Source organism: Thalassospira lucentensis MCCC 1A00383 = DSM 14000 (genome assembly GCF_000421265.1).
Lineage (GTDB): Bacteria > Pseudomonadota > Alphaproteobacteria > Rhodospirillales > Thalassospiraceae > Thalassospira > Thalassospira lucentensis.
This window is the reverse complement of record NZ_ATWN01000010.1, coordinates 161,015-175,055: the sequence shown is the minus strand read 5'-3', so window position 1 is coordinate 175,055 and position 14,041 is coordinate 161,015. Positions and strand designations below refer to the sequence as shown.

Here is a 14,041-nt window from a genome sequence, read left to right as displayed (position 1 = left end):
CTCGATTTAGCATTCATTGCCACATCATTTCTACAAGCTGATTGCCCAGCATCACTAATCCCATATCTCAGGATTTGGAAAAATATGGATATTAAAACCTTTTTCGATGCTGAATTTGACGAGCATCTTGATCTGGTCAACAAGACCCGCGAAGCAACCCGCGATGCATTTATCGAGCTGGTCGAGATTTGCACCGATGCGCTCAATGACGGCAACAAATTGCTGTTTTTTGGCAATGGTGGATCAGCCGCAGACGCCCAGCATATCGCGACTGAATTTACGGTGCGTTATGTTCATGACCGTCGCGCCCTTCCGGCGATTGCGCTGACCACCGATAGCTCCACATTGACGGCAATCGGCAATGATTTCGGGTTTGATCATTTGTTTTCGCGTCAGATCGAAGCCCTTGGCAATCCCGATGACGTCGCGATTGGCATTTCGACATCGGGTAACAGCAAGAACGTCAATCTTGGTTTGGCCAAGGCGCGCGAGATGGGATTGATTGCGACCGGCTGGACCGGCAAGACCGGTGGCGAGATGGTTGATCTTTGCGACCCAATCATGATTGTGCCCAGCAATACCACTGCCCGTATTCAGGAAATGCACATTCAGATCGGTCAGATGCTGGTGGGTGCGCTTGAACATACGCTTGGTCTGGCCAAGAAATAATTCGACCCTTTCGCGATAACGACACAGCAAAGACATCAAAAATGACCGATCTCAGCCATCTGGCCCTTCAGGTTGAACAACTCACCAACGCCAAGGTGTTGTGTATCGGTGATGTCATGCTCGATCGGTTTGTCTATGGCTCGGTCAATCGCATTTCCCCCGAAGCCCCGATCCCGATCATTCGGGTGGAGCGCGAAAGTGCGATGCTGGGCGGGGCGGGCAATGTCGCGCGCAATGCCACCGCCCTTGGGGCGGTTGTGCAGTTCTTATCCCTGGTCGGTGATGACCTTCCCGGACGCGAAGTCATGGAATATGTCGCCAATGACGCCGGTGTTGAACCCTATATCCAGACAGAGCGCAACCGTCCGACCACGATCAAGACCCGCTATATCGCCAGCGGACAGCAGTTGTTGCGATCTGACAACGAAACCACATCGCCCATTGCAGCAGATACCATCAGCAACCTTTCCGCCCTTGCCGGTCAGCTGTCCCCTGACGTCGAAGCGATCATTCTGTCGGACTATGGCAAGGGTGTCTTGCATACGGATGTTGTCGCAAGTGCAATCAATGCGGCCCGTGCAGCGGGCAAACCGGTAATTGTTGACCCAAAAGGGACCGATTACAGCATCTATCGCGGGGCCACGGTTGTGACGCCAAACCGCGCCGAAGCACAGGCCGCCACCGGCATTGCTGTTAACAGCGACGAAGATGCCATTGCAGCTGCCACCAAAATCATCACTGATTGCGGCATTGATAACGTCCTTCTGACCAGAAGCCAGGACGGTATGACGCTGGTGACCAAGGACGGTGAGGCCATTCACCTGCCGACTGAGGCGCGCGAAGTTTTTGATGTCTCAGGGGCAGGTGACACCGTTGTTGCCTGCCTTGCAGCGGCGATTGCGGCGGGATCGAGCCTTTCGGATGCGGCGCGCATTGCCAATGTGGCGGCAGGCATCGTGGTTGGTAAAATCGGCACGGCGATTGTCTACCCGGATGAACTGATTTCCGCCCTGCATCATCATGACCTGATGATTGGCGAAGCCAAACTGATGCCGCTTGACCGTATGGTGGACCGTGCGGAACGCTGGCGTCGTAAGGGATATAAGGTCGGCTTTACCAATGGCTGCTTTGATCTTTTGCATCCCGGTCATCTCAGCTTGCTCAAACAGGCGCGCGCGGCCTGTGACCGGCTGATTGTCGGGCTTAATTCCGATGCATCGGTCAAACGGCTTAAGGGGGAAGCCCGCCCGGTTCAGTCCGAAGCGGCCCGTGCGGCTGTTCTGGGATCGCTTGAAACCATCAGTGGGGTGGTGATTTTTGGCGAAGACACCCCGGTCAATCTGATATCGGCGATCAAACCCGATATTCTGGTCAAAGGGGCCGATTACACGATTGATAAGGTGGTCGGAGCCGAGATCGTTCAAGGGTATGGCGGCAAGGTGGTTCTGGCCAATCTTGAAGACGGTTTTTCAACCACATCGACCATTGCACGCATGAACAAGGGCAAGGACTGAGCTTAATCGTCATCCGGCCATGGCATCACACGAAGGTCGGCCCAGATGTTTTGCCATCTGCCGGTTTTGGCTTCATAGACCTGACGGATCGGCAAGACCGGGTTGGGGATAATCGTACCACTTAAAACCGCATCCAGCCCAAACGGCGCATATAGACGATATCCGTCGGCATCTTTGCGCAGTCCGATGGCGGTTGTGCGATAGGCAAACCGGTCAATCCCATCACTGGCGGCATTCACCGCACCATATTCAATGCCGTACTTTTGCCGATACCAAATCGGCACGCGGGCCTGATTGCGCACTTCAATCCGGATTGGCAGGTCTGACAACAGCTCAGCAATCGCGGTAATGACGTTATCCTCGGCATCCCAACTGGTATCGGGATCGTAATAAAACAGGTCGTAATCAGCTATTCCGTTTTCCGCCGGACGATTGGTTGATACATTCCAGACTGATTGCGCCAGGCACCCGGCGGTCAGCCACCAATCATCAAACCCAAAATCACAAAACCGATCCAGTATGATGTGATTGAATCGGTTGCGCAAAACCAGATCAAGGAAGGTCTGCCCGTTCGCAACCTGATTGATCGGAACGCCGGTGCTCATAGCACAACCCAAAGCGCCTTTAGCGCAACCGGCCATGCCGCATTGATCAGGCAAGATATTGTATAAAGCGAAAGAGCACGGTCGATATCAGCTGCCGACGCATCGCGCCTGCCCGACCCGATATAGGGGTCATCAACGACCTCATCACCATACAGGCGCGGCCCGGCAAGCGATAGACCGAGCGCCCCGGCAAAGGCAGCTTCCTGCCATCCGGCATTGGGGGATTTATGTTTTTTGGCATCGCGCATCAATGTGTGCCACGCCGCCCGGCCACTGGTTTTTGAGCCCAGTGCGGCGGCCAGACAAATCACCACCCCGGCGACACGGGCCGGGATGAAATTAACCACATCATCCAGCCGGGCAGCAAAACGCCCGAAATACAGATAGCGGGAATTGCGATGCCCGATCATCGAATCAAGGGTATTGATCGCCTTATAGGCACACAGCCCAATCGGCCCGCCGAGCACATACCAAAACAGCGGGGCGACCACCCCATCGGAAAAGTTTTCTGCACAGCTTTCAATCGCTGCCCGGCTCACCCCGGCCTCATCCAATGTGTCGGGATCGCGCCCGACAATCATCGATACCGCTGCACGCCCGCCCGAAAGCCCATCCTTTTTCAGCGCGACCGATACCGCCTTAACATGCTGATACAGTCCTTTTTGTGCGATCAAAACCGCCAGAAGGAAAACCTCGGCCGCAAAAAAAACATCTCCGATGGTGGAAATCTGCGCAATGACAGCCCCAAACAGGCCCGCCGCACCGATCACCGCAAGGCTGGTGATCGTGCCGCGCACGATCAGGTCCATATTGCTGCGTTCAGACCGGTTCAGGCGTTTTTCAAACCAGCCAATCAGGTTCCCAACCCAGACAACAGGATGGGGCACCCGACGAAACAGCCAAGGAAAATCACCACAGACCGCATCCAACACCAGTGCCAGCACCAGTATTGTAAAAAGCGGGCCGGAAAATCCGGACGTTGGGATCAGAAAATCAGTAAGAAACGCATCCATGGCGGCAATGTGCGCGGTGACAGGCAAACCGTCAATCACAATGAGATTTTCGCGCCATAACGGCCTGTGGCTACACCGCGATTTGCAAAATTTGGCTTAGCTTGCTAAAAGAAATTCATACAAAATGAATTTTCTTCATACTATAACTCACTGTCATTTTGATGATCCCGTGATGCGCTTTGTTCGTATCAAATTTTAGTAAAATAAATCCCAAGAGGCATTTCGCACACACAACATCTTTGGCATGCCGATGCATTCGCCACACAATAACTGGTATTTTTCGCACCTGCCCCATCTTCGGCACATGTTATGTTACCTGCCGCTTGCATTCCGCAGGCCAATCGGTGAAAACGGGGGTGGCTTCGGGTACCGCGATTGCGAAACCGCATCGCGCAGCACCACCATCAGAGAGAGACAAAGGAGCAGCCTTTTATGTCCCCCAAAGGCGCAGTAATGATTTGCGGTCATGGTTCGCGCGACGAACGCGCGGTTTCACAGTTCAACGCCATGGTTGAAACGATGAAACAAACCCATCTGGCCGACTACGATGTCGAAAGCGGATTTCTCGAATTTGCGCACCCAATCCTGCGTGACGGCTTTGAAAAGCTCAAAGCCATGGGCCACAAAAAGATTTATGCGCTTCCGGGCATGCTGTTTGCCGCTGGTCACGTCAAAAATGACCTGCCGAGCGAAGTCAATAATTTCGCCAATGAAAACCCAGATATCGACGTAAAATTTGGCCGCGATCTGGCGATTGATCCCAAATTACTGAGTGCTGCGAAAGACCGCATCGAAGAAGCACTTGCCTCTGTCGATGACAGTATCGCACGCGAAGATACGCTTTTGATGGTTGTTGGTCGCGGCACGAACGACCCGGATGCCAATTCGAACGTCTATAAAGTCGCCCGGATGCTGCAAGAAGGTCTTGGTTTTGGCCGCACCGAAATCAGCTATTCCGGTGTCACCCATCCGCGGGTAAATGCCGGTCTGCGCGAAGCGATGAAACTGGGCTATAAACGCGTTGTCGTGTTTCCGTATTTCCTGTTTGCGGGCATTCTGATCGACCGGATTTACACCCACACCGACGAAGTTGCCGCCGAGTTTGGCGATGTCGAATTTATCAAGGCCGGGTACCTCAAAGACCATCCTATGGTGCTGGCGAGCTTTGCCGAACGGTTGGCCGAGATCGATACCGGCGATAACAACATGAACTGCCAGCTGTGCAAATACCGCGAACAGATTATTGGCTATGAAGGTGATGTTGGCACCCCGCAGGTTGGCCATCATCACCATGTGATGGGGATCGGCACGGACGGTGGCCATAGTCATGGGCATGGTCATGGTCATGGTCATGGTCATGGGCACGGACATCACCACCACGGTCATGGACATAGCCATGATCATGATCACGGGCACAGCCACGATCATGATCATGATGACGTGAAATCGACCGGTTCATAACCGGTCGACACGACCACCTGAAAGGCTGGGCAATGTTTGACTATCTGCGTGATCCGCAGGAAATCTATGCCAAAAGCTTTGCCACCATCGAAGCCGAGGCCGACCTTGCCCGCTTTTCAGATGATCAGCGGCCCGTTGCCATACGCATTATTCATGCCTGTGGCATGGTCGAAATAGGCGATCAGATTGCCTTTGGCGGCGATGTCATTGCCAATGCCACCGATGCATTGCGGAACAGCAAACCGATCCTCTGTGATGCGGAAATGGTCCGGCATGGCATTATTTCCCGCCTGCTTCCGGCGGAAAACCCGGTTCTGTGTACCTTAAATGATGGCGATACCCATGGGCTGGCACGCCAGATGGGCACAACCCGCTCCGCCGCAGCAGTTGAGGCATGGGTAGATCATATCGAAGGCGCAATAATTGCCATCGGCAATGCGCCGACAGCACTTTTCCATCTGCTTGATGCCATTCATCATGGCCGCATGGCCAAACCAGCCGCGATTATTGGTATGCCCGTCGGGTTTGTCGGGGCGCGTGAAAGCAAGGATGCGCTGATTGAATATGCCGGGGACGTTCCGTTCATCACGCTGCGCGGGCGATTTGGCGGCAGTGCGGTGGCCGCCGCCACCGTAAATGCCCTGGCGCGGCTGGCCCGCGATGACGGAGCAACACCGGATGGCACCCCGGGTCGTACGGCAGGGGTATCATCATGAACGAACAATCTCCGTTAAAAGGCCGGATCACGGTGATCGGCATTGGCGAAGATGGCTATGACGGCCTGTCGCCCATGGCGCGCAGCATCCTTGAAAATGCCCGGATCATTTTTGGCGGTACGCGCCATATTGCCATGTTGCCCGGAACCAACACCGCAACCCAAAACAAATGGATCACCCCGTTTGAAGCCAATCTTCCGATGATTGAGGATTGCCTCGATCAAAACCCGGTGGTTCTGGCCAGTGGTGACCCGATGTATTTCGGGGTGGGCAATACGCTGATTAAATATTTCGGACCCGAACCGATATATGCCATCCCGGCACCATCAAGCATTTCACTGGCGGCATCGCGGTTGGGCTGGGCGCTGGCCGATTGTGACGTGATTACATTGCATGGCCGCGCCCCGGAAGGTATCCGGTCGCATTTGCGCCCGCACGGCAAGCTGATCGCGCTCAGTGCAGATGGATCGACCCCGGCCCTGGTCACGGTGATGCTGTGCGAGGCAGGATTTGATCAAAGCCGCATGACGGTTTGTGAACGGCTTGGCGGATCAGAAGAGCGCATCACCACCCAGACCGCCCAGACATGGCAGTCCACCGCAACCTCGATGCCCGATGTCAAACCGGTTGATCCGTTAAACCTGATCATGATTGACCTTCAGGCTGGCCCAAAGGCCCGGCCACTGCCCAAAGGACCGGGCTTGCCTGATGATGCCTTTATCCATGACGGCATGATCACCAAATCGGAAATCCGTGCGCAGACTTTGTCATCATTGGCCCCGTTTGACGGTGGGGTATTGTGGGACATCGGGGCGGGATGTGGATCGGTTTCAATTGAATGGGTGCGTATGGGTGGTGTTGCAGTCGCGATTGAGCGCGACGCAGAACGCTGTGCGATGATCGGTAAAAATGCCATTCGCCTTGGCGTCCCGGGCATTGCGGTTGAAGAAAAAGCCATCGAAGAAGCCCTTCTGTTCGCAGATCGCCTTCCCGTTCCGGATGCCATTTTCATTGGTGGGGGCATTACCCATGACGGCCTGCTTGAGAAATGCTGGGATATCTTGCCAGTACACGGACGGCTGGTCGCCAATACGGTGACGCTGGAAGGCGAAGAAAAATTATTACGTTTCTATAATAAAATGGGTGGCACGCTGTCGCGACTGTCGGTATCCCGACTGGTCCCGCGTGGCAATTTTAAGGGCTGGAGCAACCTTGCCCCGGTCACCCACTATGTCGGAGTAAAAGCATGAACCGTGCGGAACCATTATCCGCAAGCCCCCAAAGCCATCCGGTCACCGGAACGGCTTATGGTCTTGGCATCGGTCCGGGGGAGCCCGATCTGATCACGTTAAAAGCCTATAACATCCTGCAAAAGGCCGATGTGATTGCCTATCCCGCCCTTGAAGATGGCGTCAGCCTTGCCCGGCAAATCGTCGATACGCACATCCCAAAAGGCCGCACCGAAATTGCCATTCGCATCGAAATGGGCAAACCGGCTGATCCGATCTATGACGCGGCTGCGCTTGAAATTGGCCAGCATCTGGCGGCGGGTAAAACTGTCGCGGTTTTATGTGAAGGCGATCCGTTCTTCTACGGCAGTTTCATGTATCTGTATGGCCGTCTGGCCGATGCCGGGCATTCGGTTGAAACTGTCCCCGGTGTCAGTTCGATGATGGCCTGTGCTGCACAGCTTGGCGCCCCGCTTGCCGCCAAGAATGACGTTTTGCAAGTCATCCCCGGACCACTGGATAAAGACCGCCTGCGCACGCAGCTTGGCAATACAGATGCCGCCGCAATCATCAAGCTTGGCCGCCATTTTACCAAAGTCCGCGATGTGATTAATGAGCTCGGCCTGACGGATCGGGCGCGCTATATCGAACGCGCCACCCTTGATAGCCAGAAAATGGTGCCATTGGCCGATCTTCCGGCCGATGCCACGGCCCCGTATTTTTCGATGATCCTGATCCACCGTCGCGGAGACGCATGGCGATGACCGCCCATAACAGCTCAAACACCCCGGCACCGGCATTGCCGACCCATCCGATTGCCCCGATTGCGGTGATTTGCCTGACGCAACGCGCCCTTCCGATGGCAAAACGCATCGCCGCCAGCCTGCAGGGCGCGTCCGTTCATGGTTTGCGCACCCGGGTGTCGACCAAGGATGTCGATTTCGCCTTTGATGATACCATTGCGCATCTGCAACGAACATTTTCATCCGATCATGTGATCATTGGTGTCTGTGCGTCGGGCATTCTGATCCGCGCACTTGCACCGCTTCTGGCCGGAAAGTGGCAGGATGCCGCAGTGCTTGCAGTTGATGAAGCCGGTAAAACCTTCATCCCGCTTTTGGGCGGGCATCATGGTGGTAATCGGCTGGCGCGCGATTTGGCCGACCGCCTTGGTGGCATTGCAGCCATCACAACACCGGGCGATGCCATGCTGGGTCTGGCCCTTGATGAGCCGCCAAGGGGGTGGAAACTCGGCACGCCTGAAACGATCAAGCCCGCGACCGCCGCCCTTTTGGCCGGTGCATCTGCACGTCTTGAGGTTGAGGCAGGATCAGCCGCATGGCTGACCAACAGTACCCTTCCTCAGTCTGAGGACGGCACCATCCTGATCACGGCAACCGCCCGCGAAGGTGCCGATGATGACGCGATCAGTGATGTATCAGATACCGCCATTACATATCACCCGCCCGTCCTTGCGCTGGGTGTTGGGTGTGAGCGCGGCTGTCCGATTGATGACTTGTATGACCTTGTCACGGAAACGCTGGCTGGGCAGTGCCTGAGCCCCAAGGCAATTGCCTGTGTCACCTCGATTGATCTTAAGGCCGACGAGGCGTGCGTCCATGAACTGGCCCGTCGCCTTGGTGTCCCGGCCCGGTTCTTTGATGCGCAAACGCTTGAGGCCGAAGCAGACCGGCTGGTTACACCGTCTGATGTGGTCTTTGCCGAAACCGGCTGTCACGGCGTTGCCGAGGGTGCCGCGCTTGCGACCGTTGGTCGAAATGGCAAACTGATCGTTCCCAAACACAAAACCAAGCGCGCGACCTGTGCGGTTGCATTGTCACAAGATGACATCACACCTGAAACCGTCGGCAAAGCCCAGGGCAAGCTTTCGATTGTCGGCATTGGGCCGGGTCAAACCGGCTGGCGCAGTCCGGAAGCCTCCGACCTGATTGGCCGTGCGTCCGACATTGTCGGCTATCAGATGTATCTTGATCTTTTGGGACCGCTGATTGACGGCAAGGATTGCCATCATTCCGATTTGGGTGCTGAAGAAGCGCGCGCGCGCCATGCGCTTGAACTGGCGGCGACCGGCAAGGATGTTGCCTTGATCGGGTCGGGCGATGCCGGGATTTATGCGCTGGCGACATTGGTGTTTGAATTGCTCGATCGCGAAGACCGCAGTGACTGGAACCGGGTTGCGGTTCAGGTGTCACCGGGGATTTCCGCCCTTCAGGCAGCGGCATCGCGGATCGGCGCACCGTTGGGTCATGATTTCTGTGCGATTTCGCTGTCGGACCTTCTGACCCCGCGCGACGATATCCTGCGGCGTCTTAAGGCCGCTGCCGAGGGCGACTTTGTGATCGCGTTCTATAACCCGGTATCCAAGCGTCGCCGTGATTTGCTGGCCAAGGCACGTGATATGCTGCTGGAACACCGCAATGCTGATACGCCCGTGGTTCTGGGCCGTCAGCTGGGCCGCCCGGATGAAGAAATTACGGTCGTTCCACTTTCGAAACTAGAAGTCGATATGGTCGATATGCTGACCACAGTTCTGGTCGGATCAAGCAACAGCCGCCACATCACACGCGGTGAAAACCAATGGGTCTATACCCCGCGCGGCTATTCGAAAAAAGGTCCGGATGCAGCCAACGCCCCGGTTTCCAGCAGCACGTCCACATCCAAAAACGACAAGGCAGAATAATGACCGTTCATTTTATTGGCGCTGGTCCCGGCGCCCCGGACCTGATCACAGTACGTGGTTTGCGCCTGATCGAAAAATGCCCGGTGTGTCTGTATGCCGGGTCGCTGGTGCCAGAGGAAATCGTCACATCGGCCCCGGAAGGTGCGCGTGTGATTGATACCGCATCGATGCATCTTGATGAAATCATTGCCGAAATCGAAGCGGCCCACGCCAAGGGCCAGGATGTTGCCCGCGTTCATTCGGGCGATCCGTCGATTTATGGCGCCATTGCCGAACAAATCCGCCGGCTGGATGATCTTGGCATTGCCTATGACATTACGCCGGGCGTTTCGGCCTATGCGGCCGTCGCGGCCGAAATCGGGGCAGAGCTGACCCTGCCCGATATTTCGCAAACCGTGATCCTGACGCGCACCGCCATGCGGTCATCAAGCATGCCAGACGGCGAAAGTCTCTCGGAACTTGGTAAATCGCGTGCAACACTGGCGGTGCATCTATCGATCAATAATCTGGTCAATGTCGTGCGGGATCTAACCCCGCATTACGGCGCGGATTGCCCGGTGGTGATTGCCTATCGTGCAACATGGCCTGATCAGCAATATATCTTTGGCACGCTTGGCGATATCCGTGCGAAGGTCAAAGGCAGCGGCATCACCCGTACCGCCCTGATCATGGTGGGTGAAGTTTTCGGGCGTAAAGATTTTACCGACTCCCGACTTTACGCCGCAGACCACACTCATGTTCTACGCCCGGCCAAGGCATAAGAAATCCGGGCGGGCGCATGTCCGCCCGTTTTTTGCACAAAGCGCCTAAGCACGAAGTTTATTTTTTACGCAGAACCAACAGTTTGCTGAAAAATATGACATTTCAACCCTGAACATCCTTGACCACCCCTTCCCCGGACGCCTTTAATCAAAAGGTCACAAAGGGAAGAGCGCATGTTCAATGAGATGAAGATGGACGACCAGGTTCGTGAACCTTATCGCGCCTTGGTTGAATGGATGGAAGCAAGCGGCCCCGAGGTTCTCGAACAAAAACGTCTCGAGGCCGAAACTCTGTTCCGTAAGATCGGGATTACATTTGCCGTTTACGGTGAAGGCGGCGATCCCGAACGACTCATACCCTTCGATTTGATCCCGCGTATTTTTACCGCTGGCGAGTGGCGCAAGCTTGAACGCGGTGTCAAACAGCGCGCGCGCGCACTCAACACATTTTTATATGACGTCTATCATAATGCGGAAATCATCAAGGCCGGGATCGTTCCGGCCGATCTGGTTTTCAAAAATGCAGCATTTGAGCCCGCCGTGATTGGCATTGATCCACCGCGCAAGGTTTATAGCCATATTGTCGGTGTCGATATCGTGCGCACCGGGCCCGAAGATTTTTACGTTCTTGAAGACAACTGCCGCACGCCATCTGGTGTGTCGTATATGCTTGAGAACCGCGAAATCATGATGCGCATGTTCCCCGATCTGTTCAAAAGCCTTCGGATTGAGCCGGTCGAAAGTTATCCCGACATGTTGCTCAAGACGCTCAAAAGCATCGCGCCCGATAAATGTGATCGCGACCCAAATATTGTGGTCCTGACCCCCGGCGCGATGAACAGTGCGTATTATGAACATTCATTCCTTGCTGACCAAATGGGCGTCGAACTGGTCGAAGGACAGGATTTGTTTGTGTCCGATGGCCGGGTTTATATGCGCACCACACGTGGTCCGGAACGGGTTGATGTGATTTATCGCCGCATTGATGACGACTATATCGACCCGCTTTGTTTCCGATCTGATTCAGTTCTGGGTATTCCCGGCCTTATGAATGTCTACCGATCCGGCGGGGTTGCCATTTGCTCGGCGCCGGGGGCCGGGGTTGCCGACGACAAGGCAGTTTATACCTATGTCCCGGACATGATCCGTTTTTACCTTGGTCAGGAACCGATCTTAAACAACGTTCCAACGTGGAAATGCGGCAAGCCTGATGATCTGAAATACGTACTCGAAAACCTCGGCGAATTGGTGGTTAAGGAAGTCCACGGGTCAGGCGGCTATGGCATGCTGGTCGGCCCGGCATCGACCAAGGAAGAACAGGTCGCCTATGCCCAACGTATCAAGGCCGATCCGGGCGATTTTATTGCCCAGCCAACCCTTGCGTTGTCAGCCTGCCCGACGTTCGTTGAAAGTGGCATTGCCCCGCGCCATGTCGATTTCCGGCCATTTTGCCTTGTCGGAGATACTATTCGTCTCGCACCGGGTGGATTAACCCGTGTTGCCATGCGTGAAGGGTCACTTGTGGTGAACTCGTCACAGGGCGGCGGGGTCAAGGATACATGGATCATGACCGATTAACGAAAAGGGGGTTTAGAGATGCTTAGTCGTACTGCTGACAACCTTTTCTGGTTGTCGAGATATGTTGAGCGGGCTGAAAATATGGCCCGTCTGATGGAAATGGGCTATCGCATGGCGATGATGCCAGCGGTCGGTGACGGCAATCGATCCGAATGGGAATCGGTTTTGTCCGCGTCGGGTTGCCATGCAGGATATGATCCCAATGCGCCGCTTCGCCAGGAAGAGGTCGCCAATTTCCTGATCTTTAGCCGGGAAAACCCGTCTTCGATTTTAAATTGCTTTGAAGCGGCACGCGCCAGCGCGCGCGCCATGCGCACAGCCATCACCGCAGAAATGTGGGAGGCGCTTAATAATGCCTTGATGGAGCTTCGCCGCCCGTCAATGCACAATCTGGCCAAGAATGATCTTCCCGAATTCATTGATTGGGTAAAACGTCAGGGGTCACTGTTTCGCGGCACAACCGATTCAACACTTCTGCGCAATGACGGCTATGACTTTATCCGTCTAGGCACCTTTATCGAGCGGGCCGACAACACAGCCCGCCTTCTGGATGTGAAATATTATGTCCTGCTGCCTGAAACCAGCATGGTGGGTGACGGGGTTGATAACTATCAATGGACCACAGTGCTCCGTGCTGCATCGTCATTGCGCGCCTTTCACTGGGTGTACCGCGATGATTATTCGCCCTACCGGATTGCGCATTTCCTGATCCTGAACCCGTTTAGTCCGCGCTCCCTTGCCCATTGCTCCGAACAGATCACCCAGCATCTTGAACGGCTGGCGCGCCATTACGGGCAACGTCGCCCGGTTCACGGCGAAGCGGTTGAGATGTATTCAATGCTGACCCAGAGTGACATGGAAGAAATCTTTGCAACCGGGCTCCATGGTTTTTTGAATGACTTTCAGGCGCGCAACCGCGCACTTTCGGCTGCAATTGCCGAGACCTATTATTTTGGGGGACAATGAAATGCGCCTGACAGTCGAACATCACACCCACTACCGGTATGACACTCCTGTGCGTTACGTAGTGCAAAGCCTTAAAATGACCCCGGCGCAATTTGACGGTCAAAAAATCCTGAGCTGGTCGATCAAGGCCAAGGGATGCGTAATCAGTTCGGAATTCACCGACGGGAACGGCGATATTATCAGCACCTTGACTGCAGTCGGACCGGTTGATGACGTTGAAATTGTCGTCACAGGCGAAGTTGAGACCACCGACATGGCTGGTGTTTTACGCGGGCACAAGGAACGCGCGTTTCCCGAAGTGTTCCTGCGGTCAACCCCCATGACCAAATCAAGTGCGGCCATTCGCAAACTGGCCGAAAAGGCTGCCAAAAAGACCAAAGACGGAAACCTTCTTGAACGTGCCCATGCATTGGCCGATGCGGTGTCAGACGCGATTGTCTTTGCACCGGGCACGACCGACGTTCACACCACCGCCGCCGATGCATTGGCCGATGGTAAGGGGGTTTGTCAGGACCACACACATGTTCTGCTTTCTGCAGCACGTCATCTTGGCATTCCGGCACGCTATGTTTCGGGATATCTGTTTGCCGACCTGCATGGCAAACCACACGAGGCATCCCATGCATGGGCGGAACTTTACTTACCTGAGTTGGGGTGGGTCGGATTTGATGCCGCAAACCGCTGTTGCCCGACCGATTTTTATATTCGCTTGGGGTCTGGACTTGATGGACAGGTCGCCACACCTATTAGGGGCGTACATACTGGTGGTGCTAACGAGAATTTGGATGTATCAGTGGTCGTTGCGCAATCACAACAATAGCCGGACCC

Annotated in this window: 13 protein-coding genes; 11 read left to right on the top strand and 2 right to left on the bottom strand. The window is 55.1% G+C overall.

Annotated features, from left to right (window positions below; translation table 11 throughout):
• The first annotated feature begins 84 nt into the window (after nucleotides 1-84).
• Nucleotides 85-669 carry a D-sedoheptulose 7-phosphate isomerase gene (locus K355_RS0119185; RefSeq protein ID WP_022733783.1) on the top strand — a complete coding sequence of 195 codons (585 nt, stop codon included), beginning with the start codon at nucleotides 85-87 and terminating at the stop codon, nucleotides 667-669.
• A gap of 41 nt (nucleotides 670-710) precedes the next feature.
• A complete protein-coding gene (gene rfaE1 / locus K355_RS0119180; protein WP_022733782.1) occupies nucleotides 711-2,183 on the top strand; it encodes a D-glycero-beta-D-manno-heptose-7-phosphate kinase in 1,473 nt (490 codons plus the stop codon).
• Nucleotides 2,184-2,185: 2 nt separating this feature from the next.
• Here rfaE1 and K355_RS0119175 read toward each other — a convergent pair whose 3' ends face one another.
• On the bottom strand, nucleotides 2,186-2,788 hold the full coding sequence (locus K355_RS0119175; protein WP_022733781.1) for a nucleotidyltransferase family protein: 603 nt from the start codon (nucleotides 2,786-2,788) through the stop codon (nucleotides 2,186-2,188).
• Nucleotides 2,785-3,840, bottom strand: a complete 1,056-nt coding sequence (cbiB, locus tag K355_RS24485; protein WP_022733780.1) for an adenosylcobinamide-phosphate synthase CbiB — start codon at nucleotides 3,838-3,840, stop codon at nucleotides 2,785-2,787. The genes K355_RS0119175 and cbiB overlap by 4 nt, the downstream gene beginning before the upstream one ends.
• Nucleotides 3,841-4,233: 393 nt before the next feature.
• Between cbiB and K355_RS0119165 the strand changes: the two genes are divergently transcribed.
• From K355_RS0119165 to K355_RS0119125, 9 genes are all read left to right on the top strand, one after another.
• Nucleotides 4,234-5,262, top strand: coding sequence for a sirohydrochlorin chelatase (locus K355_RS0119165; RefSeq protein ID WP_022733779.1), 1,029 nt, complete (start codon nucleotides 4,234-4,236; stop codon nucleotides 5,260-5,262).
• Nucleotides 5,263-5,294: 32 nt separating this feature from the next.
• Nucleotides 5,295-5,978, top strand: coding sequence for a precorrin-8X methylmutase (locus tag K355_RS0119160; RefSeq protein WP_022733778.1), 684 nt, complete (start codon nucleotides 5,295-5,297; stop codon nucleotides 5,976-5,978).
• A complete protein-coding gene (locus tag K355_RS0119155) occupies nucleotides 5,975-7,228 on the top strand; it encodes a bifunctional cobalt-precorrin-7 (C(5))-methyltransferase/cobalt-precorrin-6B (C(15))-methyltransferase (protein ID WP_022733777.1) in 1,254 nt (417 codons plus the stop codon). The genes K355_RS0119160 and K355_RS0119155 overlap by 4 nt, the downstream gene beginning before the upstream one ends.
• Nucleotides 7,225-7,971: a precorrin-2 C(20)-methyltransferase gene (gene cobI, locus K355_RS0119150; RefSeq protein WP_022733776.1), complete on the top strand. Its 747-nt coding sequence runs from the start codon at nucleotides 7,225-7,227 to the stop codon at nucleotides 7,969-7,971. Before K355_RS0119155 ends, cobI begins: the two co-directional genes overlap by 4 nt.
• A complete protein-coding gene (gene cobJ, locus K355_RS0119145) occupies nucleotides 7,968-9,908 on the top strand; it encodes a precorrin-3B C(17)-methyltransferase (protein WP_309471176.1) in 1,941 nt (646 codons plus the stop codon). Before cobI ends, cobJ begins: the two co-directional genes overlap by 4 nt.
• Nucleotides 9,908-10,669, top strand: a complete 762-nt coding sequence (cobM, locus tag K355_RS0119140; protein WP_022733774.1) for a precorrin-4 C(11)-methyltransferase — start codon at nucleotides 9,908-9,910, stop codon at nucleotides 10,667-10,669. The genes cobJ and cobM overlap by 1 nt, the downstream gene beginning before the upstream one ends.
• Before the next feature lie 174 nt (nucleotides 10,670-10,843).
• Complete coding sequence (locus K355_RS0119135; RefSeq protein ID WP_022733773.1) at nucleotides 10,844-12,247, top strand: circularly permuted type 2 ATP-grasp protein; 1,404 nt, start codon at nucleotides 10,844-10,846, stop codon at nucleotides 12,245-12,247.
• An 18-nt stretch (nucleotides 12,248-12,265) separates the two neighbouring features.
• Nucleotides 12,266-13,213 (top strand): alpha-E domain-containing protein, encoded by a 948-nt coding sequence (locus tag K355_RS0119130; protein ID WP_022733772.1) that lies wholly within the window; start codon nucleotides 12,266-12,268, stop codon nucleotides 13,211-13,213.
• A 1-nt stretch (nucleotide 13,214) separates the two neighbouring features.
• Nucleotides 13,215-14,033 carry a transglutaminase family protein gene (locus K355_RS0119125; protein WP_022733771.1) on the top strand — a complete coding sequence of 273 codons (819 nt, stop codon included), beginning with the start codon at nucleotides 13,215-13,217 and terminating at the stop codon, nucleotides 14,031-14,033.
• Nucleotides 14,034-14,041 lie beyond the last annotated feature (8 nt).

Coding starts and splice junctions, on each gene's coding strand:
- cobJ (WP_309471176.1), top strand. CDS start 7,968: ATGACCGCCCATAACAGCTCAAACACCCCGGCACCGGCATTGCCGACC.
- K355_RS0119175 (WP_022733781.1), bottom strand. CDS start 2,788: ATGAGCACCGGCGTTCCGATCAATCAGGTTGCGAACGGGCAGACCTTC.
- cobI (WP_022733776.1), top strand. CDS start 7,225: ATGAACCGTGCGGAACCATTATCCGCAAGCCCCCAAAGCCATCCGGTC.
- cobM (WP_022733774.1), top strand. CDS start 9,908: ATGACCGTTCATTTTATTGGCGCTGGTCCCGGCGCCCCGGACCTGATC.
- K355_RS0119125 (WP_022733771.1), top strand. CDS start 13,215: ATGCGCCTGACAGTCGAACATCACACCCACTACCGGTATGACACTCCT.
- K355_RS0119165 (WP_022733779.1), top strand. CDS start 4,234: ATGTCCCCCAAAGGCGCAGTAATGATTTGCGGTCATGGTTCGCGCGAC.
- K355_RS0119185 (WP_022733783.1), top strand. CDS start 85: ATGGATATTAAAACCTTTTTCGATGCTGAATTTGACGAGCATCTTGAT.
- K355_RS0119135 (WP_022733773.1), top strand. CDS start 10,844: ATGTTCAATGAGATGAAGATGGACGACCAGGTTCGTGAACCTTATCGC.
- K355_RS0119130 (WP_022733772.1), top strand. CDS start 12,266: ATGCTTAGTCGTACTGCTGACAACCTTTTCTGGTTGTCGAGATATGTT.
- K355_RS0119155 (WP_022733777.1), top strand. CDS start 5,975: ATGAACGAACAATCTCCGTTAAAAGGCCGGATCACGGTGATCGGCATT.
- rfaE1 (WP_022733782.1), top strand. CDS start 711: ATGACCGATCTCAGCCATCTGGCCCTTCAGGTTGAACAACTCACCAAC.
- K355_RS0119160 (WP_022733778.1), top strand. CDS start 5,295: ATGTTTGACTATCTGCGTGATCCGCAGGAAATCTATGCCAAAAGCTTT.